Annotated in this window: 16 protein-coding genes; 2 read left to right on the top strand and 14 right to left on the bottom strand. The window is 67.5% G+C overall.

Features of this window, described 5'->3' with window-relative positions:
• Positions 1 to 2 precede the first annotated feature (2 nt).
• From ACFW0B_RS06955 to ACFW0B_RS06890, 14 genes are all read right to left on the bottom strand, one after another.
• On the bottom strand, positions 3 to 1823 hold the full coding sequence (locus tag ACFW0B_RS06955; protein ID WP_449147201.1) for a secretin and TonB N-terminal domain-containing protein: 1821 nt from the start codon (positions 1821 to 1823) through the stop codon (positions 3 to 5).
• Complete coding sequence (locus ACFW0B_RS06950; RefSeq protein ID WP_449147200.1) at positions 1820 to 2323, bottom strand: secretion system X translation initiation factor; 504 nt, start codon at positions 2321 to 2323, stop codon at positions 1820 to 1822. The genes ACFW0B_RS06955 and ACFW0B_RS06950 overlap by 4 nt, the downstream gene beginning before the upstream one ends.
• Before the next feature lie 2 nt (positions 2324 to 2325).
• Positions 2326 to 2877 (bottom strand): GspMb/PilO family protein, encoded by a 552-nt coding sequence (locus ACFW0B_RS06945; protein ID WP_449147199.1) that lies wholly within the window; start codon positions 2875 to 2877, stop codon positions 2326 to 2328.
• A complete protein-coding gene (locus ACFW0B_RS06940; protein WP_449147198.1) occupies positions 2864 to 3409 on the bottom strand; it encodes a pilus assembly protein in 546 nt (181 codons plus the stop codon). The genes ACFW0B_RS06945 and ACFW0B_RS06940 overlap by 14 nt, the downstream gene beginning before the upstream one ends.
• 1 nt (position 3410) lies before the next feature.
• Positions 3411 to 4202, bottom strand: a complete 792-nt coding sequence (locus ACFW0B_RS06935; protein WP_449147197.1) for a hypothetical protein — start codon at positions 4200 to 4202, stop codon at positions 3411 to 3413.
• Positions 4183 to 5871, bottom strand: coding sequence for a GspE/PulE family protein (locus ACFW0B_RS06930; RefSeq protein ID WP_449147196.1), 1689 nt, complete (start codon positions 5869 to 5871; stop codon positions 4183 to 4185). Before ACFW0B_RS06930 ends, ACFW0B_RS06935 begins: the two co-directional genes overlap by 20 nt.
• Before the next feature lie 302 nt (positions 5872 to 6173).
• Complete coding sequence (locus ACFW0B_RS06925) at positions 6174 to 6809, bottom strand: SurA N-terminal domain-containing protein (RefSeq protein WP_449147195.1); 636 nt, start codon at positions 6807 to 6809, stop codon at positions 6174 to 6176.
• 13 nt (positions 6810 to 6822) lie between these two features.
• Positions 6823 to 8382: an ABC transporter substrate-binding protein gene (locus ACFW0B_RS06920; protein WP_449147194.1), complete on the bottom strand. Its 1560-nt coding sequence runs from the start codon at positions 8380 to 8382 to the stop codon at positions 6823 to 6825.
• Positions 8383 to 8393: 11 nt separating this feature from the next.
• The gene (locus ACFW0B_RS06915; protein ID WP_449147193.1) at positions 8394 to 9032 is read right to left on the bottom strand and encodes an SCO family protein; all 639 of its coding nucleotides are present in this window, start codon (positions 9030 to 9032) and stop codon (positions 8394 to 8396) included.
• A complete protein-coding gene (locus ACFW0B_RS06910) occupies positions 9029 to 9712 on the bottom strand; it encodes an SCO family protein (RefSeq protein ID WP_449147192.1) in 684 nt (227 codons plus the stop codon). The genes ACFW0B_RS06915 and ACFW0B_RS06910 overlap by 4 nt, the downstream gene beginning before the upstream one ends.
• A gap of 10 nt (positions 9713 to 9722) precedes the next feature.
• The gene (locus tag ACFW0B_RS06905; protein ID WP_449147191.1) at positions 9723 to 11618 is read right to left on the bottom strand and encodes a YncE family protein; all 1896 of its coding nucleotides are present in this window, start codon (positions 11616 to 11618) and stop codon (positions 9723 to 9725) included.
• A 272-nt stretch (positions 11619 to 11890) separates the two neighbouring features.
• Positions 11891 to 17683 (bottom strand): manganese-oxidizing multicopper oxidase MnxG, encoded by a 5793-nt coding sequence (mnxG, locus tag ACFW0B_RS06900; protein WP_449147190.1) that lies wholly within the window; start codon positions 17681 to 17683, stop codon positions 11891 to 11893.
• 228 nt (positions 17684 to 17911) lie between these two features.
• Positions 17912 to 23725, bottom strand: coding sequence for a manganese-oxidizing multicopper oxidase MnxG (gene mnxG / locus ACFW0B_RS06895; protein ID WP_449147189.1), 5814 nt, complete (start codon positions 23723 to 23725; stop codon positions 17912 to 17914).
• 386 nt (positions 23726 to 24111) lie between these two features.
• Entirely contained in the window at positions 24112 to 24747 is a 636-nt protein-coding gene (locus ACFW0B_RS06890; protein ID WP_449147188.1) for a lytic transglycosylase domain-containing protein, read from the bottom strand.
• Positions 24748 to 24910: 163 nt separating this feature from the next.
• Here ACFW0B_RS06890 and gspG point away from each other — a divergent pair, with 163 nt between their 5' ends.
• The gene (gene gspG / locus ACFW0B_RS06885) at positions 24911 to 25333 is read left to right on the top strand and encodes a type II secretion system major pseudopilin GspG (protein ID WP_449147187.1); all 423 of its coding nucleotides are present in this window, start codon (positions 24911 to 24913) and stop codon (positions 25331 to 25333) included.
• 5 nt (positions 25334 to 25338) lie between these two features.
• The gene (locus ACFW0B_RS06880) at positions 25339 to 26529 is read left to right on the top strand and encodes a type II secretion system F family protein (protein ID WP_449147223.1); all 1191 of its coding nucleotides are present in this window, start codon (positions 25339 to 25341) and stop codon (positions 26527 to 26529) included.
• Positions 26530 to 26579: the final 50 nt, after the last annotated feature.

Genomic DNA, 26579 nt, shown 5'->3' with positions numbered 1-26579 from the left:
CTTCAGGGCCTCTCGCTGATGGGGGCGGGGCTGACCACCACCGCCGGCGCATCGGGCAGTTCCACGCCCAGGGCTTCCACCGGGCCGCGCACTGTCGGCACGCGCATGCTGCTCTCGGTGCCCGACGGGAACTCCATGTCGTAGGGGCTCTGATACGGCAGGTTGCGGACGATGCGCGGCGTGATGGAAAGCACCAGCTCGGACTTGCCGACAGTGTCCTTGTTGCTGCCGAACAGCCGGCCCAGGCCGGGGATATCGCCGAGGCCGGGGATCTTGTTGCCACTGGCGAGCTGGTCGTTGCGCACCAGGCCGGCCAGCACCTGGGTCTCGCCATCGCGCAGGCGCAGGGTGGTCTGGGCGTTGCGGGTGTCCACCTGGACCGGGATAGTGCCGTTCTGGGTCGGTGGCAGCGGCGTGGCGTTGCTCACCTCCAGGGCGACCTTGATCGCCACCTCGTTGTTCAGGTGCACCGTGGGCTGCACCTCCAGCTTCAGGCCGACGTCCAGGTAGGTGATGCTCTCGGTGATCACCGGGCCCTGGGTGGAGGGCACCGAGGTGGCGCTGACGATGGGCACCCGCTGGCCGATGTGGACCCGCGCCTGCTCGCGGTTGCTGACCCGGATCACCGGGCTGGCCAGGGTGTTCACGTCGTTGTCCTGGGCGTTGATCTTCAGCTGCGGCGACGGCGAGATGGTGATCCGCCCGGAGTCGATGCCCTTGAGTTGGTCGAGGATGGTCACCGGCGAACCGTCGCTGTTGATCACCCCGAAGGTGTTGGGCCACTGCAGGCCGAGGTCGAGGATGCGCTGACGCGACACCTCCATCACCTCCACCTCCAGCACCACCTCGGGGTTGGACTGGTCCTGGGCCTGGAACAGCCGCTCGGCCATGCGCACGGCGTCAGGCGTATCGCGCATGGTCAGGGTGTTGAGGCGCTCGTCGATGAACACGTCGCGGGTTTTCAGCAGGGTCTTGACCAGGTTCATCGCCGTGGCCGCGTCGGTGTTGGTCAGGTAGAAGGTGCGCATCACCAGGTCCTGGTAATCCTTCAGCTTCTGCGGCGAGTCCGGGTAGATGACGATGGTGTTGTCGTTCACCACCCGCTGGTGCAGCTGGTTCTGTTGTAGCAGGAGATCCACCGCGTCCTCGATCGGCACGTCGCGGACGAAGATGGTGGCCTTGAGGTCCGGGCGCACATCCTTGTCGAAGATGAAATTCAGCCCCGAGGTCTGCGCCAGCACTTCGAAGATCACCTTCAGGTTGGCATCGCGGAACTCCAGGGTGACCGGACGATCCAGACGCGAACGCAGCTGCGGATAGGGCGCGACGGAGCGCGCCTGGACCATCTCGATGCTGCGCTGCAGCTCAAGGGCTCCTTCGTGTTCCGGGTCCAGGGCGAGGATGCCACGCACCTGCCGCGCGGCCCCCACCACATCGCCCCGGCGCAGGTCGGTCTGGCCCAGGCGCAGCATGTCCTGGATGTTGCGCTGCTGCTCGATCACATGCAGGCCGTCCAGCGCACGCTGGTTGTGCTTCTCGATGCGCAGCACCCGTTCGTAGTTCAGCCGCGCGGTGGAAAAGTCGCGCTGGGTGCGGGCCAGGTCGCCATTGCTCAGCAGCGCCTTCACCGCCCGGGCGCGCTGGGTGGTCACGGCCATCTGCGCGCCAACGTCGTTGGGCGATTCGCGGGCGGCCTGTTCCAGCTTGGCCAGGCCCGCTTCGAACTGGCCGGAGTCGATCAGGTCCAGCCCTTCGCGCTGGGCCGGGCTGGTGGTGCAGCCGGCCAGCAGCACCAGCGCCAGGTACCACGCCAGGCGATTCATAGCGCACTCCCCACGGTCAGGGTCTGGGCGATGTCCAGGGGCAGATAGACCAGGGTCATTTTCTCGGCATCGATGCGCTGGACCTTGTAGGTCTTGTCGATCAGGTCGCCTTCACGCACCACCAGCACCTGCTCGCCGCGCAACAGGAACACCTGCAGCGCCCGGCGATCGTCCAGCTTGCCGATGAACTTGAACGGCAGCGGCGGCGCGGCGGGTTTGGCCGGTGCCGGCGGCGGCAGCACCGGAGCGGCCATCACCGGCGGTGGCGGCGGGGCCACGTACCAGCTCTGCGAGGCGAACAGGTCGGCCGCCGGAACCGCCACCTGGGGCACCACCGCAGGCGCCACGGCCGGCGTCGGCGCGCTTTCAACCGTTGCCGGCGCCAGTTGCCGGGCGCGCGGCATGGCGAGGAGTTCGGCCTGGTCGTCGAAGAATTCGGGAACCACCGCCAGTACGGCGGCCAAGCCGAGGAATGCCAACCAGAACAGACGGCGTGCCATGGTCACCTCGCCAGATACAGGGTCATGCGGATGCGCCCTTCGAGTTCCGAATCGGCGATCTGCTTGCGTTGGAGTTCCACCTCTTCCAGGGCCAGGGCCGGCAGTTGCGTCTGCAGGCCGTGGAGGAAGCGGCGCAGTTGCGGGTAGCTGCCGCGCACCGGCAGCAGTACCTGGTAGCGCGCCAGGCGCGTCTTGGGGTCGAGTCCGAGGGCGTATTCGCCCCGGGCCAGGGAAATGCCCTCCTCCTGGGCCAGCCCGTAGATGCGGTCGATGGCGCCGGTGGCGTCCAGTTGCGCCGGCAGGTTGCGGCGGAATTCCTCCAGCGCCGCCAATGAGGCGCCGCTGACCGGCTTGCTGACCGTCGGGGCGGCAGCCGCAGCGAGTTGTTCACGATCTTCCAGCAGCTGGCGCTCCATGCTGGCCAGGGCCTGGCGTGCCGGCAGCAGGCCGAGCACGGCGTAGCCCAGGGCCAGCAGCAGCAGCGCGCCACCAGCCAGCCCCGGCCAGCCGAGACGCTGGACCTGCTCGATGAGGATCAGCCTAGGGACGCGCATCCTTCACCCCCCAGCTCGCCAGCAGGTTGAAACGGATGGGACGCTCGGCCTGCTCGGTGACCATTTCGTGGTTGAGCAGCGAGACGTCACTCAGGGCGTCGCTGGCTTCCAGGTCGCGGTGGAACGCCAGCATGGCCGGCAGGTCGCGCGCTTCGGCGGCGATGCGCAGCTGGCCCTTGCGGGCATCCGGGGCCAGGGACAGCAGGGCGATGTCCTTGCGCGGCTGGGCTTCGAGCATGGCGAAGAGGCCGTCCCAGGGCAGGTTCATCTGTGCGGTGATGCGGCGCAGCTCCGCCATGCTGGCGGCACGGGCCTTCTCCTCGCCGGCGGACAGGGGCGCCTGGCGCAGGCCGCGCCTCAGCAGTTGCTGCTCGACACGTTCCAGTTCGGCGCTGCGGGCTTGGCGCTCTTCGCCGGTCTGCAGGTGCAGGCCGAGCATGACGACCGCCATCAGCATCCCGCCGCCCAGGAGAATCCAGCCAGGGATGGTGGAGAAGGCCTTGCGCTGGAAGTCGAGATCGATCGGACGCATGTCAGTTCACCGTCATGGCCATGGCGAAGAGCGGATCGCCTTGCGCAGCAGCCGGCAGTTCAAGCTCCAGACGGGCGATGCCGTCGGCGACCGAAGCCGCGCGCCCCGGGGCGTGCAGGAAGCAATTGACCGGCCCGTCCTGCTCCAGGCTGTGGAGCTCGCCTTCGCGGGCGATCAGGTCATTCAGGGCAGCGTCACTGTCATCCAGTGCCACCGAGCGCACCGCCGCCCAGCGGCCGCCACGGGCCAGCAGCAGGCTGCCGCGGCCGGGCTCGGCCACCAGGAAGAGAAAGTCGTCCAGCGCCAGGTCGGCGCGGTGGCGGTTGAACGCCGCCATCAGGTAAGGCTGCACCGACGCGAGCCGCAGGCTGCAGCCTTTGGCCAGGTCGCGCAGCCGCGCCAGCAGCTCCTCCGGCACGGCAGCGGCGAGACGCGGATGGCCGGCGGCTTCCGGTGAGAGTTTCAGGCTCCAGCCATCGCCCGCTTCGCCGTAGATATCCTCGAAGCACAGGCGCGCATAGCCGGCCAATTCCTCGGGGCTGTTGATGGCCTCGCTCCAGGGCACCAGGCAGAAGCGCGTGTAATGGCTGGAAAGCACCACCCGCAGCTCCCCGCGGCCGGGTTCGCGCGCGGCCAGCAGGGACTCCAGCGCGGCCATGGCGCCCGGCCAGGCCAGGCCGCCAACGCAGTCGAAATCGGCGCGGCCGAGCCAGCGCTGGTCGCGGCTGAGGTACAGGCCCACGCTGCGGGGCCCGAGCACGGCGGTGCAGGCCTCAGGCCACAAAAGTGACACGGTTGATCTCCTCCAGCGTGGTACGGCCTTCGCGGACCAGCTCCAGGGCCGAAGTGCGCAGCAGGCGCAGGCCGCGCCTGACCGCCAGGTCCTTGATGCGGCTGATGGGCTGGCGCTCGATGATGAGTTGCCGCAGGTCGTCGTCCAGGCGCAGCAGCTCGGCGATGGCGGTGCGTCCGCGATAGCCGGTGCCCCGGCAATGGCCACACCCCGGACAGATGACGAAGCGGTACTGGTGGGCGCTGGCGGGGTCGATGCCGGAGAGCAGCAGTTCTTCCTCTCCCGGCTGCACAGCCTCGGCGCAGCTCGGGCAGGCCAGGCGGATCAGGCGCTGGGCCAGCACGGCGTTGAGGGCGGAAACGAAGCTGTAAGGATCCACTTCCATCTGGCTGAAGCGGCCGATCACGTCGAACACGTTGTTGGCGTGGATGGTGGTGAACACCAGGTGGCCGGTGAGCGCCGACTGCACGGCGATCTGCGCGGTGTCGGGGTCGCGGATCTCGCCGACCATGATCTTGTCCGGGTCGTGGCGCAGGATGGAGCGCAGGCCACGGGCGAAGGTCAGGCCCTTCTTCTCGTTCACCGGGATCTGCAGCACGCCGGGGAGCTGGTACTCCACCGGGTCTTCGATGGTGATGATCTTGTCCACGCCGTGGTTGATCTCGGTGATCATCGCGTAGAGCGTGGTGGTCTTGCCGCTGCCGGTGGGGCCGGTGACCAGCACCATGCCGTAGGGCTCGGCGGCGAGCCGGCGCAGGCTGCGCAGGGTGTCTTCGTCGAAACCCAGGGACTCCAGGCGCACGCCGTGGACCTGATCGGCCAGGTCCTGCTTGTCGAGCACCCGCAGCACCGCATCCTCACCGAATATGCTCGGCATGATGGACACGCGGAAGTCGATCTGCCGGCCATTGATGCCGATCTTGAAGCGGCCGTCCTGGGGCACGCGCTTCTCGCCGATATCCAGCTCGGCCATCACCTTCACCCGCGAGATCACCTGCTCGGCCAGCTCTACGCCCGGTACCCGGCTGGAACCGCCGAGCACGCCGTCGATGCGGTACTTGATGGACAGGCCGCTACCGGTCATGCCCAGGTGGATATCGCTGGCATGCAGTTTGAGGGCGTCGTAGAGGGTGGAGTTGACCAGCTTGACCACCACGCTGGCGTCTTCGCTGATGCGCGCCAGGGAGAGGGTTTCCAGGATCTCGCTTTCCTGCACCGAGCCGGCTTCGGCCTGCAGGGATTCGACAGCGTGGAAGCTCTCCTCATGGCGCTCCAGGAAGGCCGCCAGTTCGCGCGGGTGGACCAGATGCAGCGGCGCGCCCTGGCGCTGCTCCTCGATCCAGGCCAGGCGGGCTTCGTCGAAGGGGTCGGCGAACACGCCGAGGGTCTGCCCGTCCAGCTCCAGCAGCACGAACTCACGTTTCAGCGCCTGCGCCAGGGAAATCCGCTCGAAATCGGGCGTGCCACGGCTGAGGTCTTCGAAGGCCAGCACCGGGTAATGCAGGGTGCTGCCCAGGCGCTTGGCGAACAGATCGGGTGGCAGGTCGGCCAGCTCGTCCAGGGCATCCACCAGGCGCTGGCCCAGCTCGGCCGAACGTTGACGCGCGGCGCGCATCAGTTCGGTATCGAAGCGTTCCGCTACAGGCTGCGCGAGGAGTTGGCTGTCCATGGTCTTGCCTCCAGGGGCCGTGGCATGCCGGCTTGCCGGAATCTGCCCTCGCCTGGATATACGCACGCATCGTGCCAGCCATTCCCCGCCGCTCGAGGCTTGCTAAGTCGCTGATTTCAAATGGGGTTGAATTACCCGCCCGCGGGGCTTTCCCCAAAACCGGGGGAATGGCCGAAGCGGGCCAGCGGCTATCCCCAGAAGTGGGGAATGGCTTGGGTGAGTGCTCTATGGGCAGGAAGTTCCCGCGGGCTGCACGGAACTCCATGGGAATCCTTCGCGAATGCCCCCACAAAACAGCGCCTCTACAACGCCACCAACACCTCCACCCGGCCTTTCGCGCGCAGCTTTTCCAGCGCCGCCTCGCGCCCTTTGGCCATGCGCTGGCCGGTGAGGTACTGGCGCACCAGGGCCTTGCCGCGGGTGGCGTCCAGGGACGGGTCGAGCTGGGACTTCAGGCTTTCGTAGGCCGCGTTCACTTCGCTTTCTCCGGGCGGGACGACTTCCGCCAGTTCGTCCAGCAGGCGGCTGGCGACCAGTTCGCGGCGCAGGTAGTCGCGGTAGCCGGCCTCGTCGAAACCGGCATCGGCCAGGGCGCGCTCGAAGCCGCGGGTATCGCCGAAGGCGGCCTTCATCCCGGCCAGGCTGGCGCTGACCTCCTCGTCTGACACGCTCACGCCGCGACGTTCGGCTTCCTGCCACAGCAGCTCCTTGTCGATCAGCTGCTGCAATGCCTCGCGCTTGAGCCGCTTGTAGGCCGCCGGGCTGCGGATGGCCCCCACCTGGCGACCCTGGATCTTCAGGTAGTCGGCAAAGTGCCGCTCCAGCCGGAAGTTGCTGATCTCGGTGCCATTGACCCGCGCGGCGATGCCGGTTTCCCCGGCCAGCACCAGGGGCGTGAGCAGGCCGATGACCAGCCCGAGCCAGGGGTTGCCCTTCATGCGCTGCCCTCCCCTAGAGTCGCTTTTCCACCTTGATGAACCGGCCGAGCGGCTGGAAGCTGCGCTCATGCAGGTCCACGGTGACGATGTGGGCGCCGGCCAGGCCCGTGCGCTGCCCCGGACCGAAACTCAGGGCCGGGGTCAGGCCGGTGCGGAAGCCGTGCAGGCCTTCCAGCGAGCTGACCAGCTTGTCGCGACTGACCTCGCGCCCCGCCCGCTTGAGCCCCTCGCTGAGCAGCACGGTGGCGCAATAGGCACCGACCTGCAGCAGCGCGTGCTGGCTGCCGAGACCCTGGCTGCGCCTGATCGCCAGCAGCGCCGCTTCGCCCTCCGGGGTCATGTCGGCAGGCATGAAGGGATAGGCGAGGAACAACCGCCGGGAGAAGCGCGGCGGGATGCCCAGGGCGCTGCTGGCCACCTGGGACGAGGCGGCGAACAGGTAGGGCGACAGGTTCGCCGCCTGGAGCTGCTCGGCGAGCCGGGCGAAGTCCTCCGACTGGCCGAGGAAGAACACACCCTCGGCCTCCTTGGCGGCATGCTGCAGGACGCTGTCGGTGTTGTTGGTGTCGTAGCCCAGCAGGCGCACCCGCGACCAGCCCTGGTCCATCAGACGCAGCGCCAGGGCTTCGGCCAGCACCTGCTGGCGAGCATCGCCAGGGTAGGCCACGAGGGCTTCCGGCTGCTTCAGGCCCAGGTCGCTGCTGGCGTAGCCGGCCAGGGCGAAAAGTTGCTCGCGCAGGCCCGGCAAGGCGTTGAATACCAGGGGGTTGGCGCGGGCTTCATCCAGCAGCGCCAGGGGGCCCACCAGCGGCACGCCGGCGTCGCCGATGCGCTCGGAGAGTTCGCCATCCAGCACTGGCACCATGGGCGCCAGCAAGGCAAAGACCCGGTCCGTGCCGAGCAGCTGATCCAGCGCCCGCTCCGCCTCCCGCGGGTTCGTGCCGGAGTCGCGCACCACCAGCGTCAGCTTCCGGCCATGGATGCCGCCGGCATCGTTGACCTGGGCCAGGGCGCCGCGCAGCACCGCCTCTACCGTATGCCCCAGATCCGCCAGCGGTCCACGGGTCGGCAGCAGGGTACCGAGACGCAGCTCGCCCTCCTCCACGCCGGGGTCGCGATCATCCTCCAGGCGCTTGAGGTAGGCGGAGAGGTTGGCCATGTCGCGCAAGGACATGACGAAGCGCGGCATGGCCGGATCGAGGCGGTTGCCGGCAGGGTCCAGCCCCTCGCTCACGGCACGGGCCAGCGCCCCCTCATCGTAGGGACCGTGGCTGCGGCCGTTGGCCTGCCGCTGGCCGTAGGGCGTGGAGAGCCGCCGCCAGGTAATGTCCGGCGGACGCACGCCGCCCTCGGGCCGCCCGCGGCCATCGGCACCGTGGCAATTGGCGCAAGGCATCAGCGATGCAGGTACCAGGGTGTCGGCGGCACCGACCCGCGCGCTGATCTCGCCATTGGCCGAGCCCACACCCTCCAGGTAGATGCGCCGGCCAGCCGCCTCTGCGGGGCTCAGTTCCAGCGCCAGGGCTCCGCCCGCCTGGACGAGGCATGCAGCCAGCAAAAGTGTCCGCCACATGGCCGCCACCTTCAGCGCCCGGCCACGGGCATGGTCATCAACTGCAAGCGCTGGGCGATGGCATTCACCGGCGCGTCGGGGCGGATCTTGCTCCAGCGTTTGTTCGGCACGTCGCCGGCGATCAGTAGTGTGGAATGGGCTTCGGGGCTATCTCCCAGCTGCCCCAGGCGCGACAGCACCAGGTCCATGTTGGCCTTGTCGCCGGTGAGGAAGATCCAGTTGGGCGAATCCACCCCGTGCTTGGCCGCGAAGGCCTTGAGCACTTCCGGCGTGTCGTTCTCGGCATCGCTGGACAGGGAGATGAAATAGACCTGCCTGGCCAGGTCCCCGTCCATGGCTTCGCGCACTTCCTTGAGTTTGCGGGTGATCAGCGGACAGGCATCGTTGCAGTGGGTGAAGATCACGTTGAGCATCACCACCCGGCCCTTGAGCACGTCGCTGTAGAAGCGCACCTCGCGGCCGTTCTGGTCACGCAGCAGGGTATCGGTGAACCAGGTCTGCGCGTCCCGGGTGCCGCCGGCCTTCAGCGGTTGGGCAGCGGGCGCATTGGCCGGTGCAGACGCCTGGTTTTCATGGCCCTCGTGGCCTTCGTGGGCACTGGCGCCGCTGGCCATTGCCAGGGCCAGGACGAGCGGGAGCAGGCGCTTCATGGGTGGGTCTCCTGGGCAAGGGCGCCGTGAACGCTGTGTTCGCGGGCGGCACTGAGTTCGTCGACCCGCGCCATGAGCACGGCGGGATCAGTGAAGCCATAGAAGCGGGTCCACTGCCCGGTGCGGCCGTCGCCCACCATGATCAGCGGCGGATGGTCCTGGTAGTTCGCGGTCCAGGTGCCGAGCCCCTTGAGGGTGTCGGCCACGGCTTCGCTGCTGCCGGTCAGCCAGCGCCAGCCCGGGCCGGCGTCGAAACGCCCGGCATACTCCTGCAGGCGTTCGGGGGTATCGCGCAGCGGGTCGATGCTCAGGGAAATCAGCTGCACGTCACGGCCGGCGCGCTCGCCCAGTTGCTTCTGCAGCTTCTGCAGGATCGCCGAGATCACCGGGCAGACCGTGGTGCAGCTGGTGTAGACGAAGCCCATGACGACGATGCGATCGCCCACCAGGTCGTCCTTCAGGCGCAGCTCGCGGCCTTCCTGGTCCAGCAGCGGGACATCGGCGAAAGCCACCTGGGCGCCCGACTGTGCGCCGGCGTGCCCCTGGTGCCCGGCGTGGGGGTCGGCAGTCTGGGTGGCCATGTGCGCGGCGTGTTCCGCCGGGCTGTGCTCCGCCTGCGCCGGCGTGGCCATCAGGCCCAGGGCGAGCAGTGCGGCGATGCCTGACTTCAGAGGTTCCATGGCTTGTTCCTCAGGGGGTGTTGCGAGCCTGTGCCGCGACGGCGCGCAGGCTGGCATAGGGTTGCGAGCCGAAGGGCATGTCCAGTGACGCCGAGCCCACGTGCAGGTAGTAGGCGCCGGCCTGTGGCAGCTCGATCGGCGCTTCATACACGCCCTCGCCCACTTCCACCGCGGCCACTTCGCGAGGGGGCGAAGCGGGCGCCTGGAAGTAGCGCACGCGCAGGTCGGCGATGCCGGCCTGCGGCTGGTCGGCGTCGCCCTGGAGGACGCGGAAACGCAACTGGGCGGTGGCGCCCGCAGTCACCTGCGGCTGGTCGATGAGGAACTCCACCCGAGGCTTGCTGTGCAGGGCGGCCAGGGCCTTGTTGGGCTGGACTTCGGCGCTGAAGCAGTGGGCGATCTTCGGCTGGTTGAGCATCACCGCCAGGTCGAACTTGCCCGGCGCCGGCAGCTTGACCCGGCTGCTGTACACACCCGGCTCCACCTCGCGCATGCTGCGGTCGACGACCCGTGCGGCGCGGGAGGTGTGGCCCCGGTTGAGGTAGCCGGTCATGGGGGCGTTCATGCCTTCCATGTAGAAGTAGGTGGTGTTGTCCACCGGGTTGACCACGAACACCGCGCCCTCGTCGCGAGCCTGGCTGAGGCTGTCGGCCAGCGGCAGGTCGCCGGCCAGCTTGGGGGCCGCCGGACCGGCCTCGAAGGCCTGGACGATGAGCTTGCGGTCGCGGCCCAGGGACTCCAGGTTGATCATGCTCACCTTCGGCGAGGCCAGGCCGCGGATGTAGGCGTAGTCGCGGGTGAAGACCAGCTGGTAGGGCTCGGCGGTGACCTCGGCGCGCTGGACGATTTCGTCGCTGCCGGCGTCCAGCACCAGCACCTGGTCCTCCAGGCTGTTCAGCGCCAGGCCGAAGCGGCCGTCCTGGGTGAAGCGCAGCGGCCCCAGGCCCTGGCCGGCCTCGATCACCTTGCGCACCTTGAGGCTGCGGGCGTCGATCACGGTGATGCTGCCGGCCTTGCCGTCGCTGACGTAAAGCGCGCCGGACAGTGGCGAGACGGCCAGCGACAGCGGGCTCGGGCCGGTTTCGATGTCTTTCAGCTTCTTCAGGGTGGCGATGTCCACCACCGTCACCCGACCGGCATCACGGCTGCTGACGAAGGCATGCCGCGAGTCGGCGCTGAAGGCGATTTCGTGATGGCCGCCACCGGTGGTCAGGGTCGCCACGGTCTTGCGGGTCTGGGTGTCGATCACGGTGACGCCGCCTTCTTCGCCACGCCGGGCATTGTTGCCCACCCAGAGGTAGCGGCCATCGGGCTGCAGCGCCACGCGCACCGGCTCGGGTCCGGCGGGCAGGTTGCCCAGCACCTTGAACTCGCTGATATCCACCACCGCCACTTCGCCGGCGCTGGGCATGGAAACGTAGAGCAGGCGGTCGTCGGCGCTGGCGACCCAGTCCATCGGCGGACGCTTGAGGGCGACGCGGGTCAGGGTGCTGGTGATGCCGCCCACCGAGGTCACCGGGTCGATCACGGTGAGGGCGGAATCCTTGTTCATCACCACCAGGTAGTAGCTGTTCAGGTCCACCAGCGGACGGGCGCTGAGCACGCCCTTGAGGTAGGTGCCGATGCGCACCTTGCACTGGTCCGCCTGGCCTTCCGGCAGCGCCTGGTCGAGCCAGGCGCCCGGCACCTGCCCAGCCAGGGGCTGGCCGGTGGTGGCATCGGTGAGGCGCAGGCGGATATCGGCGAACATCCCTTCGGTAAGCACGCCCTCGCTGCCCAGTGGCCGGGCCTCGAACTCGATGGCCACGCCGTCGCGCACCAGACGATTGGGCGAGTCGGCGGGCTGCTCGGCGGCACCGGTCGCGGCGGTCAGCGTGGCGATCAACAACAGACTGGAAGCTCTCACCTAGCATCCCCTCTTCCGGACCTCGCCCTGATACGCGAGCAATGCCTGTGCCATGCGACAAATGACCGTCAATTCAACAGGTTGCACAGGGACGAAGAGAAGAAAGCGGACTTTTCCCCACTGGATTCCCCTCTTGTGGGGAAAAGGCGCTTTCACGAGATGGGGCAGACGGCGCCCCGCGAGCGAAGCGAAGCCCAACAAGCCAGCCCCGCCCAAAGACGTTGGGTTTCGCTTCGCTCTACGCCAACCTACGCGGTTTCACACCTTTGGCCTTACGGCTCGCCGGTCACCCGCAACAGGCCCCAGACGCCGCCGACGTTGCCGAAGGCGGCGTAGTCCCGGTACAGGTAATCCCCCGGCACGCCGTTGGCGCCGCCGGCACTGGGTATCCACAGGCTGAAGTGGGCGGCCGGCAGCACGCTCTCCTGGGCGCCGATGTACAGGGCCGCCGGGTTCAGGCCGAAGCGCAGCGAACCGACGCCGGCGTTCTTCTGCGGGTAGCCCCACTGGTCGGTCTTCTCCGAGACGAAGGGGTTGACCGCCCAGAGGTGGCCGTCGAGCTGGAAGGTCATGCCACGGCTGCCGCCAGAGGGCATGGTCACGTGGGTGCGGAACGGCTGCCCCGGCTTGACCTTCAGGACCGGCGTCACCGGGTCACCACCCACCAGTTCGTTGCTGTAGGCCATGTGCGCGTCGGGCACGTCGCCCCAGCCGTGACCCTGGGCGTGGCCAAAGGGCGCATCCGGGGCCTTGGCGAAGCGGTACCACAGGGGCTCGCTCTTGTAGTTCACGGCCATGCCCGAGTTGTCCTTGGGATCGGCCGGGATGCCGAAGCCTTCGGAGGCCATGTTTTCCACCGGCCGGCCATTGGCCCAGCGCATGTTCAGCGACTTGTGCAGAACCAGCGAGAAGTCGCGGTACGGCGTGCCGGACAGCGGGGTCACGGTGGCGGCGGCGCGCGAGCCTGCGTCCTCGATCCAAGTGGCGCCCTGGGGTGCGATGCTCATGGCGCCGGACAGGCCTTTCTGGCCCTGCTTGATCGGGTCGGCCGGCAGCAGGTTGAAGCCGCCGAACTCCACCGGGGTGGCAGTGATGTTGTCGACGCTGCGGCCGAGCTGGGTCACCGGCTTGCCTTCACGTTCCAGGTGGCCGACGTAGAACTTGTACGTCTTCGACGGCCAGGCTCCGCCCGCTGCGCCGCGCGGTTCGACAGTCTGCACCGGGTTGATGCCGACGTTGAAGCCGTCTGCCTTGGTGATGTCGTAGGCCAGCAACTGGGTATGCAGGCCCACATGGCTAGAGGGCCGCAGCATGTTGTTGTTGAAGGTGGTGGCGCCTTGCGGGCTCAAGCGGTCGCGCTTGACCAGGCCCTGCATCACCGCACGGCTGGGCAGGTCGGGCATCGCCAGCGGCAGGCGGTTTTCCAGGGTGATGTTCACGCAGTCGCCGGCGGCGGCGCGCAGCACCAGGGGCTCCACCGGGACGCCGGGTTTCAGCTTGCCGGTGGTGGGGTCCAGGTCCGCCTTGCGTACGTAGAGGATGGCGGTGGGATCATGCAGCGGGCCGGACTGGCCGCCGATGGTGAACACCTCGCCCTCTTCCTCGTCCACCACCGTAACCAGCGGGATGGTCACCGGCCGCGGATTGAACACCAGGGTGCCACCCTGCGGGTTCAACGGGCCACCGACATGCTGGCCCTCCCCGGCCGGGTCGCCGATGGTCAGGCCCAGCGGATTGCCCAGGACGTCGTTGGCGAGCACCGCGACCACCTCGTAGTTGCGCTGCACCGTGGTGCGGGTGCCGATGCCGTTGGGATTGGGGCTGGTGCGCGGGCACACGCCATCGAACTGGGTGGTGTTGCGCGAGGCCACCGGGCGCGGGTTGTTGGGCAGGGCGAACAGGTCGTTGCGCGGCTGGGTGTAGTTGCGCATCACGCCCCAGATGCCGTTCCAGTAGCCCTCGATGGACGCGTCCATGTTGTACAGGTAGTCGGCGGCCTCATAGCCGGTATTGCCGGACATCATCGTCACCGGGGCGACGAAGCCCATCTGCTCGGAGATGCCGACCATCTGCGAAGCCCGCCAGCCGGAGTTGCCGCTGTTGCCGAAGCCGGTGCCCGAATGCAGCCACTTCACGCCGTGCAGGGTGACGTTGTGCTCTTCCTCATGGCCACCGGCATGCATGCGCAGGCGCACGTTGTCGCCGGAGTAGGCGCGCAACATCGGCGTGAAGGGATCGCCCGGCAAGTCGCCGCCGCGATTGATGTGCGGCGGGAAGCTGGTGCTGGCGCCGGTCGGCCCGGTGGCCGAACTGATGGCGCTGGGTGCCAGGTTCAGCGCCGGGATGGCCCGGTCGGTGCGGGTCTGTAGCGCATGTGCGAGGTCGCCGGCCAGGCCATCGGCCTGCATGCCGGGTTTGCCGTCCGGGGCCAGCCTGTTCGGGTCGAAGACGCGCAGGGCCACCGGCTCGTTGCGGTAGTTGACGACGAACATGCCGGGGTCATCCACCGAGATGGCCTGCGGGCAGGGACGGCTCGGGCAGCCCAGGACCAGGCCGCCAGCGGCCTCGTGTACCGACTCGAAGAGGTTGGCACCGGACTGGCGCACGGGCGGGTTGATGGCGTAGCGGAAGCTGTCCATGGAGGTCGGGTAGGCGCCCGCATTCGGGATGCCATCGGGCCCGGCGCCGACGTAGACGCCCGCCTCGTAGGCATGCTGGAAGTCGCTGTACTCCATGAAGAACTCACGGAAGCTGTCGTTCTTGCCATCGCCATCCAGGTCACCGGTGGCGATCACCGCCTGCCAGGAGGTAGGGCCACCATCCTCCCGGCCGCTACCGAGCGGCTGGCCGGTTTCGGCGTGGTACCAGCTGGAGCCGGCCGGTTCGGTGAGCACCGTGGCGTAGAGGCCGATCTGCTGGTGGGTAGAGGGGCCGAAGTGGTCGTGGGTGAAGATGTTCCCCAGGCCACGGTCGACGTTGTAGGTGTTGATCAGCGGGTCGGCGAACCAGCGTTGCAGGGTGGTGCGCGCGCCCAGCCAGTCGCTGCGGCCGAACTGGCCGAAATACGGGTGCGGCCTGGCCACCGGGCACTCCGCACTGCCATCGCGTGGGTCGGCCTCAGTGCACTGGTTGTACTCGCGAATGGCGTGGATGCGTTCCACCACCGCGGCCGGCGAGAGTGTGCCGTCCTCGTAGTTCCAGCCGTTGGCCGAGCCGTCGGAGGAGGTCAGGTCCCACTTCGGCAGGTGGATGTGCTGGCCGATGATGTCGGTGGGCGTACGCACCTGGTAGTCATCCAGCTCGTACACCGCCGGAATCAGGTTGGTGTGCTGGTACAGGGTGCAGTCGAAGGTATTCATCCGCATCACCAGCGGCTCCGGCGGCTGCTGTTTGTTGATCATCGGCCAGGCGTCTTCCCAGAGCGCAATGATTCGAGTCTGCGGGAAGTGGTAGCCGACCTTGTTGAACACCGCGTCGAACTGGATGTTGGCGCCCTTGTAGACGCGCGGGCGGTCGGCGGTGAACACCGAGCTGCCGGTGAAGGACTGGCCGGTGAGGGTGTCGCCACTGTTGTAGTGGCCGACGGCGGACGCCTGGGTCAGGCGCTTGCCGGTGTCGTCCAGGCAGGGCTCGTTGTAGGGCGCGCCGGGAACCGGCAAGGCGCCGTTGGTGCGAAACTCCCTGGCTTGCACGGTGCCGCCGGGCAGCACGGCGAAGCTCGGGTGGCTGGCCCTGGCGTGGAAGGCCATCGCCGATTGCTCGACGTCGGTGCCCTCCTCCGGCAGGAACACCGCCTTGGCGCGGCGAACCACCTTGGAGAAATCCAGGGCACTGGTGACCACTTCCGCCTCGCCGCCAGCGGACACACCGTCGAGGGTGTGGCGCGGCAGGCCGCCGTCCCAGCCGCCGGCCTGGGCCGGGTCGAGATTGGCCCAGAGCGCGTTGCCGGAATCCTTCAGGGCCTGGGCCTTGTCGCTATCGAGCATGTCCAGCGGCGGGGTGCTGGCGCGCTGGCCAACGGTGTTTTCGATCCCGCCGATCCAGAACGGGAAGCCGGGGTTCTTCAGGGTGCCATCGGCGTTTCGGTTGGCTTCGCTGCGATCCACCAGGGCCACCGAGCCCACGGCCACGCGTTCGGTTTCGTCAGTGGAATCGTCGTCGTCTTCGTCTTCGCTGTCGTCGTCGGCCACCAGGGTTTCGCCGTACTTGGGCACCACGCTCACCTTGCCCGGCATGGGCGGCATGGCCTTGCCCGGCAGCGGGACGATGGCGGGAATTGGCGTGCCGGCGATGATCTCGCCATCCGGCAGGGCACGGGCGCCGGGTGCCGGCAGGCCGCTGCGCAGCTCGAAGGGCTTCTTGTGGAAGCCGTCTTCGCCCTCTTCCGATACGGCCAGGCGGGTGCCTTCCTCGAACACGTCATGGATGCGCCACATGCCCCACATGCCTTGGGCGAAGTGCGGGTAGAAGTGGCAGTGGTAGATGGCATCGCCCGAGGTGCGGTTGCGGTTGCCGGAGCCGCCGTTGGCGATTTCGTAGGTATAGCCCGAACCCGGCCCTATGCCTTGGGCGTCGATGTAGTCGGAGTTGTCGTCATTGGGGTTGAACAGCCACTGGTGGCCGTGCAGGTGGAAGATGTGCTGCTCGTAGCCGTTGTGGGTGTTGCGAAAGCGCACCGCGTCGCCGATGTAGCTGTGGGCGACGTTGGACGGCTCGGCCGGGAACAGCGCCATGCTGGCCTTGACCCCGGTGCTGCCCTCCGGCGGCACTTCGCCGGGGCGGATGTTTTCCAGGCCAACGTTGGCCGGCACGTCCACCTGCATGGCGATGTCGCCGACGGTGTGGGCGCTGAGGAAGAACTCCTCGTAGGCGCAGGACAGGCAGTCGTGCATGGGGCCGACGCCGAGGCGGTTGGCCACCACTTCGGCACCGATGCCGCCGGAGCCGTAGTTGACCATGAAGGAATCGCGGGTGGGCTCCAGCACGTGGCCGAACACCGGGTCGGCCCAGTAGCCGGGGAAGGCCTGGGCCACGGCGTTCTCGTCATGGAAGACCGAGGAGAAATCGCGGAAGGGTTCCAGCCGGTTGGGCAGCGCCGGGTTGCGCTTGCCGTAGCTTTCCAGCGGGTAGGTGCTCTGCGGGAAGGTGCCATCGGGGTTGGGGCCCATGACCACCGCATCGGTGTCGCTGGCGATGATTTCGCCGTTGTCCATCATGGCGATGATCGGCAGGCCGGCCTTGCCTTCCTCGATCCACGGCTCGGCCCGTGGATAACGCGCCTCGTAGTCGATGATGGGCTGCCCGGCCGGAGTGCGACCGGTGCTGGCCAGGCGCATCTCTTCTTCGGTGATCACGTTGCGGTAGGTGCGCGCGCCCTTGGGCAGCACCACCACCTGGGCGAACAGGCCGTTGGCGGTGTTACCGCCACTGCCCTCACCCCCGAAGGTGGCGCCGTAGCTGCTGGCGGCGAAGGCGCCTTCGCGCTCGGCATACAGGGTATAGCTGCGGCTGCCGCCGGGCGGGATCAGGCTGTTGGGATTGCGCCCGGCGTTGGTGGCGATATCACCGATATCGTTCACTGCCTGCATGCCGTTGACCTGGAAGCCGACGTGGCGGTCGGCGACCTGCTCGTTCTTCCTGAACAGCAGCTCTTGCGGGGTGTTCGGGTTGGCCTGGAAAGCCAGCAGGTTGTGCAGGTTGATGGTCAGGCAGTCTCCCACGGCCACCCGCAATACCAGCGGACGCGGGCGCTTGTCCGGACGCAGCGCCACTTCGCCGGGCACCGCCGCCCCGCCCCGGCTGAGCGGCACTTCATGGCGATCCACCACATCGCGTTGCAGGGCGAACATCATGCCGTTGATGTTCTGCGCCCCCAGGCGGTTGAACATCAGCGGCTGGTCCAGGGCCACCACATTGGCCACCAGGTTGCGCTGGCACTGCACCGCCGCCAGCGCGTCAGCGGCCGGCCAGGTCGCGCCCAGCAGCGCCAGCGCGCCGGACAGGAAAAGGAAAGCGCCCGGGGCAAAGGCCCGCCGGGAATATGTGCTGCGTGGTGGCCGTTTCATCGTGGCAGACCTCGAACTCAGGTGCAGGAATGCGAAGGTGCACCCAAGTTCGAGCAATGCCTGTGCCATCACCAAAAACGCTTTTGCCTCAGTGACTTACACGCTGAATATGAAAGTGAGCCAGCATTCTCCTCATGGCGTTCCCCCAGATTGTGGGTCTCTACCACCAACTAGCGGGGAATCGGGCAGCGCCAGCGGGCTGACCGCTGGCGCTGCTCCGGACCCTCCTCAGGGATTCTCGTCCTCCACCCGCAGCAGACCCCAGAGCCCGGCCAGGTTGCCGAAGGCCGCGTAGTCCCGGTACAGGTAATCGCCCGGAATCGCGTTGCCACCGCCGGCACTGGGCAACATCAAGCTGAAGTGGCCGGCCGGCAGCACGCTCTCCTGGGCACCGACATAGACCGCCGTGGGGTTCAGGCCGAAACGTATGGAGCCGACCCCGGCGTGCTTCTCCGGCAGTCCCCAGATATCGCTCTTTTGCGAGACGAAGGGGTTGAACGCCCAGAGGTGGCCGTCGAGCTGGAAGGTCATGCCACGGCTGCCGCCCGAGGGCATGGTCACATGGGTGCGGAACGGCTGCCCCGGCTTGACCTTCAGGATCGGCGTCACCGGATCGCCACCCACCAGTTCGTTGCTATAGGCCATGTGGGCGATGGGCACGTCCGCAAAACCATTGCCCTGGGCATGGCCGAAGGGCGCGTCCGGCGCCACGGCGAAGCGGTACCACAGGGGCTCGCTCTTGTAGTTCACGGCCATGGCGGAGTTGTCCTTGGGATCGGCGGGAATGCCAAGTCCCTCGGAGGCCATGTTCTCCACCGGCCGGCCATCGGCCCAGCGCATGTTCAGCGAGCGCTGGAATACCAGGGAGAAGTCGCGGTACGGCGTGCCGGACAACGGGGTCACGGTGGCGGCGGCGCGCATGTCCGCGTCTTCGGTCCAGGTGGCGCCCTGGGGCACGATGCTCATGGCGCCGCCCAGGCCTTTCTGGCCCTGCTTGATCGGGTCCGCCGGCAACAGGTTGAGGCCGCCGAATTCAACCGGCGTAGCGGTGATGTTGTCGACGCTGCGGCCGAGCTGGGTCACCGGCTTGCCTTCACGTTCCAGATGACCGACGTAGAACTTGTACGTCTTCGACGGCCAGGCTCCCGAGGCGCCGGCCCGCGGCGCCACGGTCTGCACCGGGTTGATGCCGACGTTGACGCCGTCCGCCTTGGTGATGTCGTAGGCCAGCAATTGTGCGTGCAGGCCGGCGTGGCTGGAGGGCCGCATCAGGTTGTTGTTGAAGGTGGTGGCGCCTACCGGGTTGAAGCGGTCGCGCTTGACCAGGCCCTGCATCACCGCACGGCTGGGCAGGTCAGGCATCACCTGCGGCAGGCGGTTCTCCAGGGTGATGTTCACGCAGTCGCCGGCGGCGGCGCGCAGTACCAGGGGTTCCACCGCAACGCCGGGTTTCAGCTTGCCGGTGAGCGGGTCGAGGTCGCCCTTGCGCACATAGAGGATGGCAGTGGGGTCATGCAGCGGGCCGGACTGGCCGCCGATGGTGAACACTTCGCCGTCTTCTATGTCCACCACCGTGACCAGCGGGATGGTTACCGGCCGCGGGTTGAACACCAGGGTGCCGCCCTGCGGGTTCAGCGGTCCGCCGACATGCATGCCCTCCCCGGCCGGGTCGCCGATGGTCAGCCCCAGGGGGTTGTCGAGGATGTCGTTGGCGAGCGCCACGACGATCTCGTAGTTGCGCTGCACCGTGGTACGGGTACCGATGCCGCTGGGGTTGGGGCTGGTGCGCGGGCACACGCCATCGAACTGGGTGGTGTTGCGCGAGGCCACCGGGCGCGGGTTGTTGGGCAGCGGGAAGAGGTCGGAACGCGACTGGGTGTAGTTGCGAATCACGCCCCAGATGCCGCTCCAGTAACCCTCGATGGACGCGTCCATGTTGTACAGGTAGTCGGCGGCCTCATAGCCGGTGTTGCCGGACATCATCGTCACCGGGGCCATGAAGCCGAGCTGTTCGGAGATGCCGACCATCTGCGAGGCCCTCCAGCCCGAACTGGAGTTGGTGCCGAAGCCGGTACCCGAATGCAGCCACTTGATCCCGTGCAGGGTGACGTTGTGTTCCTCCTCATGGCCGCCGGCGTTCACCCGCATGCGCACGTTGTCGCCGGAGTAGGTCCGCAGCATCGGCGTGAAGGGGTCACCCGGCACGTCGCCAGCGTGGTTGATGTGCGGCGGGAAGCTGGTGCTGGCGCCGGTCGGCCCGGTAGCCGAGCTGATGGCGCTGGGTGCCAGGTTCAGCGCCGGGATGGCCCGGTCGGTGCGGGTCTGCAGGGCATAGGCGAGGTCGCCGGCCAGGCCGTCGGCCTGCATGCCGGGTTTGCCGTCCGGAGCCAGCTTGTTCGGGTCGAACACGCGCAGGGCCACCGGCTCGTTGCGGTAGTTGACGACGAACATGCCCGGATCGTCTGCGCTGATCGCCTGCGGGCAGGGCCGGCTCGGGCAGCCGAAGACCGCACCGGCCGCTTCCACCGTCGATTCCAGTTCGTTGGCGATGAACGCCCGTACCGGCGGGTTCACGGCAAAGCGGAAGCTGTCCGTGGTCAACGGGAAGGCGTCAGGGTTGGGTATGCCGTCGGGGCCGGCGCCGACATATACGCCGGCCTCGTAGGCATGCTGCATATCGCTGAATTCCAGGAAGAACTCGCGGAAGCTGTCGTTCTTGCCATCGCCATCCAGGTCACCGGTGGCGATCACCGCCTGCCAGGAAGTCGGGCCGCCATCCTGCCGGCCACTGCCGAGCGGCTGGCCGGTTTCGGCGTGATACCAGGTTGAGCCGGCCGGTTCAGCCAGCACCGTGGCGTAGAGACCGACCTGCTGGTGGGTGGACGGGCCGAAGTGGTCGTGGGTGAAGATGTTCCCCAGGCCACGGTCGATGTTGTAGCTGTTCACCACCGGGTCGGCGAACCAGCGTTGCAGGGTGGTACGCGCGCCCAGCCAGTCGCTGCGGCCGAACTGACCGAAATACGGGTGCGGCTTGGCCACCGGGCACTCCGAAGTGCCGTCGCGGGCATCGCCCTGGGAGCACTGGTTGTACTCACGGATGGCGTGGATGCGTTCCACCACGGCGGCCGGCGAGAGCGTGCCGTCCTCGTAGTTCCAGCCGTTGGCCGCACCGTCGGCAGAGGTCAGGTCCCACTTCGGCAGGTGGATGTGCTGGCCGATGATGTCGGTGGGGGTACGGATCTGGAAGTCATCCAGTTCGTAGACCGCCGGAATCAGGTTGGTGTGCTGGTACAGGGTGCAGTCGAAGGTGTTCATCCGCATCACCAGCGGCTCCGGCGGCTGCTGCTTGTTGATCATCGGCCAGGCATCCTCCCAGAGGGCGATGATGCGGGTCTGTGGGTAGTGGTAGCCAACCTTGTTGAACACCGCGTCGAGCTGGATGTTGGCAGCCTTGTAGACGCGCGGGCGGTCGGCGGTGAACACCGAGCTGCCGGTGAAGGACTGGCCAGTGAGCGATTCACCGCTGTTGTAGTGACCCAGGGCGGCCCCCTGGGTCAGGCGCTTGCTGGTGTCGTCCACGCAGGGCTCGTTGTAGGGTGCGCCGGCCACCGGCAGGGCGCCATTGGTGCGGAACTCCCTGGCCTGCACGGTGCCGCCAGGCAGCACGGCGAAGCTCGGGTGGCTGGCCTTGGCGTGGAAAGCCATGGCCGACTGCTCGACGTCTGTGCCTTCCTCGGGGAAGAACACGGCCTTGGCCCGGTGTACCACTTTGGAGAAGTCCAGGGCGCTGGTGATCACCTCGGCCTCGCTGCCGGCGGACATGCCGTCGAGCGCGTGGCGCGGCAGGCCGCCATCCCAGCCACCGGCCTGGGCCGGGTCGATGTTGGCCCAGAGCGCGTTGCCGGAATCCTTCAGGGCCTGGGCCTTGTCGCTGTCGAGCATGTCCAGCGGCGGAGTCGGCGGACGCTGGCCAACGGTGCTTTCGATCCCGCCGATCCAGAACGGGAAGCCGGGGTTCTTCAGGGTGCCGTCGGCGTTGCGGTTGGCCTCGCTGCGGTCCACCAGGGCCACCGAGCCCACAACCCGGGGTTCGGCTTCGAGTGCGGAATTGTCGTCGCCTTCTTCAGCCTCGCTGTCGCCTTCGGCCACCAGGGTTTCACCGTACTTGGGCACCACGCTCACCTTGCCCGGCATGGGCGGCAGGGCCTTGCCCGGCAGCGGGACGATAGCGGGAATCGGCGTACCGGCAACGATCTCGCCATCCGGCAGGGCACGGGCGCCGGGCGCCGGCAGGCCGCTGCGCAGCTCGAAGGGCTCCTTGTGGAAACCGTCCTCGCCCTCATCCGATACGGCCAGGCGGGTGCCTTCCTCGAATACGTCGTGGATGCGCCACATGCCCCACATGCCCTGGGCGAAGTGCGGATAGAAGTGGCAGTGGAAGATGGCATCGCCTGCGGTGCGGTTGCGGTTGCCGGAACCGCCGTTGGCGATCTCATAGGTGTAGCCCGAGCCCGGGCCTACACCCTGGGCATCCATGTAGTCGGAGTTGTCGTCATTGGGGTTGAACAGCCACTGGTGGCCATGCAGGTGATACACGTGCTGCTCGTAGCCCATGCTGATGTTGCGGATTTTGACGAAGTCGCCGATGTAGCTGTGGGACACGTTGGAAGGCTCGGCGGGGAACAGCGCCATACTCGCCTTGATGCCCGTAGCCTCCGGAGGCGGCACTTCGCCGGGGAGCAGCTGCTCCAGGCCGACATTGGCCGGCACGTCCACCAGCGTGGCGATGTCGCCGACGGTGTGGGCACTGAGGAAGAACTCCTCGAAGGCGCAGGACAGGCAGTCGTGCATGGGGCCGACGCCCAAGCGATTGGCCACCACTTCGGCGCCGATGCCGCCGGAGCCGTAGTTGACCATGAAGGCGTCGCGGGTGGGATCCAGCACATGGCCGAACACCGGGTCCAGCCAGAAGCCGGGGAAAGCCTGGGTCACGGCCGACTGGTCATGGAAGGCCTGGGCGAAGTCGCGGAAAGGTTCCAGCCGGTTGGGCAATGCCGGATTGCGCTTGCCATAGCTCTCCAGCACATAGGTCGACGGGGGGAAACTACCGTCGGGGTTGGGCCCCATGACGATGGCGTCGCTGGCGCTGGCGACGATCTGGTTGCCGTCGAGCATGGCCAGGATCGGTGAACCGGCCTTGCCTTCGCTGATCCACGGCTCGGCCTGTGGATAACGCGCCTCGTAGTCGATGATGGGATGGCCGGCCGGGGTACGGCCGGTGGTGGCCAGGCGCAGCTCTTCCTCGGTCACCGTGTTGTGGTAGGCCCGCCCGCCCTTGGGCAGCACCACCACCTGGGCGAACAGGCCGTTGCCGATATTGCCGGAAGAACCTTCGCTGCCGAAGGTGGCGCCATAGCTGCTGACGGCGAAAGTGCCTTCGCGCTCGGCGTACAGGGTGTAAGTGCGAGTGGCGCCCGGTGCCAGCAGGTTGATCTGGTTGCGCCCTGCGTTGCTGGCGATATCGCTGATATCGTTCACCGCCTGCATGCCGTTGACCTGGAAGCCGATATGACGATCCGCGACCTGGGCATCGGCATGCAGTTCGCCCACCAGGTGATCATCGTTCCCCTCGGCATTGGGGTTGGCCAGCGGGGCCAGGAGGTTCTGCACATTCACCTGCAGGCAGTCACCCTCCGCTATCCGCAGCACCAGCGGACGCGGACGCTTGTCCGGGCGCAAGGCCACGGCGCCCGGCGCCGCCACACCGCCGATATGCAGCGGGACCTGGTCGCGGTCCACCACGTCGCGGCGCAGGGCGAACATCATGCCGTTGATGTTCTGCGCACCGAGGCGGTTGAACATCAGCGGCTGGTCGAGGGCCACCACGTCTGCCACCAGCGTCCGTGCGCAATCAATGGCCGCCTCCACCTTCCCGGCTCCGACGGTTGCCCCCAGCAGGAGGGAAGCGCTGAGCAGTATGGAAAACCTCAGTGCGGCGGGACGATGGGAGGGGGTGCGGCGGGAAGGGTTGGTCCGGTTCATCTTGGCTGACCTCGGTATCAGGTACAGGGATGCCAAAGTGGGCAGGACTGCCCGAGCAACGCCTGTGCCATCACAGGAAGGCCAATGGATTCAGATAGTTATGCGTGGCAACGAGGAAAATGGCCAGTAGTTTCCCCCCCGATCCCCCACCATTTCCCCGGTATGGCAGAGAGTGGGATGGCGGGGGAGATCTAAGCACCGCGAGGCCCAAGGTTTCGCCGGTTATTCCGCATGTTTGGCTTCGCGTAGTGCCATTGGTGGATGTAAAGAGCGACATCCACCCATCGGGCCGGCTTTTCCGTGGGGGCTAATTCAAAGTGCAACTGCCCTTCTCCGCCGACGATTTCGTTGACGGAAAACGCCCCCGCATCTGGGGAATTTCCCCACTAGCGGGGGCGTTTTGTGTCGGCCTGGAGGCGCTGGTAGTGCGCCAGGACACTGGGCACGTAACGCTGGGTTTCCGGGTAGGGCGGGATGGCGCTGCCATGGGCGAGGACCGCCCCGGGTCCCGCGTTGTAGGCGGCCAGGACGAGGGAAAGGTCGTTGTCGAACATCTTCATCAGGCGCTTGAGATAGCGCGCGCCGCCACGGACGTTGGCGGCCGGGTCGAACACGTCATGCACACCCAGGTCCTTCGCGGTGCCGGGCATGAGCTGCATCAGACCGGCCGCCCCCTTGGGCGAAAGGGCAGAGGGATCGTAGTTGGATTCGGTGGTGATCACGGCATGCAGCAGCTCCGCCGGCAGGTCGTACTCGAAGGCCGCCTGGGCCACGATCAGGGCGTAGCGCGAAGCCTTTCGCGGCGCCTTGCCCGCGGTCTTGTGCGTGGGCTGGACAAGGTTCGGCGCGCTGACCGGCACGGGCCTCTCGCGGGCCACGCGCACCAGATTGCGGTCCGTTCGGTGGATGTTGGTGAGGATGATGCTGCCGTTGCTGGATACCACCCGATAGATGTCCGAGCGGGCTTCGAACGCGGTAGTCGCAAGGATGCTGAACAGCACCAGGGCAGGCACTTTCATCATTGTTCTCCCTTGTCAGGGCCAACGCCTTTCGGCTTTCCGGGTGCTGTACCGACAGCAAAGCACGTGCCGGGTGATGCGCCGGGCGATGTATCGCTCCCCTCGCCCGCTCGTCGTGCACAGCTCTTGCATAGCCTCGCTGTCGTGACCCGCAGTGGAGGCTCCCATGAAGACGTTTCGTCGACCCGAACAGGGCTTTACCCTCCTCGAACTCCTGGTTGTGCTGGTGGTGCTCGGTCTGCTGGCCGGAATCGTCGCGCCGAAATACTTCAACCAGCTGGGCAAGTCCGAAACCAAGGTGGCTCGCGCGCAGATCGAGGGATTGGTGAAGGCCCTGGATATCTACCGCCTGGAAGTGGGCCGCTACCCCAGCACCGAGCAGGGCCTGTCGGCGCTGGTGACCGCGCCGTCCGACGAGCCCCGCTGGGGCGGCCCCTATCTGCAGAAGGAGGTGCCCCAGGACCCGTGGGGACGAGCCTATGTCTATCGCTCCCCCGGTGAGTACGGCGACTTCGACCTGCTGACCCTGGGCAAGGACGGCCAGCCCGGCGGCGACGGCGAAAACGCCGAAGTCACCAGTTGGCAGTGATCGTCATGCGCTTCCAGGTGAAGGCAGTGCGCGCCCAGGCCGGGGTGGTGGCGCTGGTGGTGGACGCGGCGAACCAGGATGACGCCCGCCGCCAGGCCGAAGCCCAGGGCCTGCGGGTGCTGGCCATGCGTGCCGAACACGGCTGGTCGTGGCAGGGCTGGCGGCGCCGCGAGGCGTTCCCGCTGCTGCTGTTCAGCCAGGAGCTGACCACCCTGCTGAATGCGGGACTGGCGCTGATCGATGCGCTGGAAAGCCTCGCCGAAAAGGAGACCGACCCGCTGGCGCGCAAGGTGCTGGCCGCCCTGGTGCGGCTGCTCTATGAGGGCAAGTCGCTGTCCCAGGCCCTGGCGCAGTACCCGTTGGTGTTCCCCGCGCTCTACGTGGCCCTGGTGCAGTCCAGCGAGAAGACCGGCGCGGTGGGCGATGCCCTCGGCCGCTATGTGGCCTACCGGACGCGGATGGACGAGGTGCGGCAGAAGATCATCAGCGCCTCGGTATACCCGGTGCTCCTGTTCATGGTGGGCTGCGGCGTGCTGCTGTTTTTGGTGGGTTATGTGGTGCCGCGTTTCAGCCTGGTGTTCGAGGGGCTGGGATCGAACCTGCCCTGGCTGTCCCGGGTGCTGCTGCACTGCGGGCTGTTCCTGCACGCACACCAGGCCGAGGTGTTCGGTGGCGCGGCCCTGGCATTGCTGGCGACCGTCGCCCTGTTGCGCCAGGAAGGCGTGCGCCGCGCCCTGGCGCGCCAGGTGGAACGCCTGCCGGCGATCCGCGAGCGTCTGCGGATCTACGAACTGGCGCGCTTCTATCGCTCGCTGGGCATCCTCCTGCAAGGCGGGATTCCGATCCTCACCGCCATCGACATGGTCCGCGGCCTGCTCGGCGCCGCCTCGCGCCCACGCCTGGACCTGGCCGCCGCGCGCATCCGCGAAGGACAGGCGCTGTCCCGCGCGCTGGAGGAACATGGGCTGGCGACGCCGGTGTCCCTGCGCATGCTCCGGGCGGGCGAACAGTCCGGCAACCTCGGCGCGATGATGGAGCGCACCGCGGACTTCCATGACGAGGAAACCAGCCGCTGGATCGAATGGTTCGTGCGCCTGTTCGAGCCGCTGCTGATGACCTTCATCGGGCTGATCATCGGGGTGATCGTGATCCTGATGTACATCCCGATCTTCGAGCTGGCTTCGAGCATTCAGTGAGGGGCTGGCAGGATGAAGCCAATCTCGGAACCGGTGCGCACAGCGCACCC

Source organism: Metapseudomonas phytobenefica, assembly GCF_043392685.1.
Lineage (GTDB): Bacteria > Pseudomonadota > Gammaproteobacteria > Pseudomonadales > Pseudomonadaceae > Metapseudomonas.
This window is presented reverse-complemented; position numbering and strand designations above follow the sequence as displayed.

Excerpts from the sequence above, each read along its gene's own strand:
- ACFW0B_RS06955 (WP_449147201.1), bottom strand. The coding sequence starts at position 1,823 with ATGAATCGCCTGGCGTGGTACCTGGCGCTGGTGCTGCTGGCCGGCTGC.
- ACFW0B_RS06950 (WP_449147200.1), bottom strand. The coding sequence starts at position 2,323 with ATGGCACGCCGTCTGTTCTGGTTGGCATTCCTCGGCTTGGCCGCCGTA.
- ACFW0B_RS06945 (WP_449147199.1), bottom strand. The coding sequence starts at position 2,877 with ATGCGCGTCCCTAGGCTGATCCTCATCGAGCAGGTCCAGCGTCTCGGC.
- ACFW0B_RS06940 (WP_449147198.1), bottom strand. The coding sequence starts at position 3,409 with ATGCGTCCGATCGATCTCGACTTCCAGCGCAAGGCCTTCTCCACCATC.
- ACFW0B_RS06930 (WP_449147196.1), bottom strand. The coding sequence starts at position 5,871 with ATGGACAGCCAACTCCTCGCGCAGCCTGTAGCGGAACGCTTCGATACC.
- ACFW0B_RS06925 (WP_449147195.1), bottom strand. The coding sequence starts at position 6,809 with ATGAAGGGCAACCCCTGGCTCGGGCTGGTCATCGGCCTGCTCACGCCC.
- ACFW0B_RS06920 (WP_449147194.1), bottom strand. The coding sequence starts at position 8,382 with ATGTGGCGGACACTTTTGCTGGCTGCATGCCTCGTCCAGGCGGGCGGA.
- ACFW0B_RS06915 (WP_449147193.1), bottom strand. The coding sequence starts at position 9,032 with ATGAAGCGCCTGCTCCCGCTCGTCCTGGCCCTGGCAATGGCCAGCGGC.
- ACFW0B_RS06910 (WP_449147192.1), bottom strand. The coding sequence starts at position 9,712 with ATGGAACCTCTGAAGTCAGGCATCGCCGCACTGCTCGCCCTGGGCCTG.
- mnxG (WP_449147190.1), bottom strand. The coding sequence starts at position 17,683 with ATGAAACGGCCACCACGCAGCACATATTCCCGGCGGGCCTTTGCCCCG.
- mnxG (WP_449147189.1), bottom strand. The coding sequence starts at position 23,725 with ATGAACCGGACCAACCCTTCCCGCCGCACCCCCTCCCATCGTCCCGCC.
- ACFW0B_RS06890 (WP_449147188.1), bottom strand. The coding sequence starts at position 24,747 with ATGATGAAAGTGCCTGCCCTGGTGCTGTTCAGCATCCTTGCGACTACC.
- gspG (WP_449147187.1), top strand. The coding sequence starts at position 24,911 with ATGAAGACGTTTCGTCGACCCGAACAGGGCTTTACCCTCCTCGAACTC.
- ACFW0B_RS06880 (WP_449147223.1), top strand. The coding sequence starts at position 25,339 with ATGCGCTTCCAGGTGAAGGCAGTGCGCGCCCAGGCCGGGGTGGTGGCG.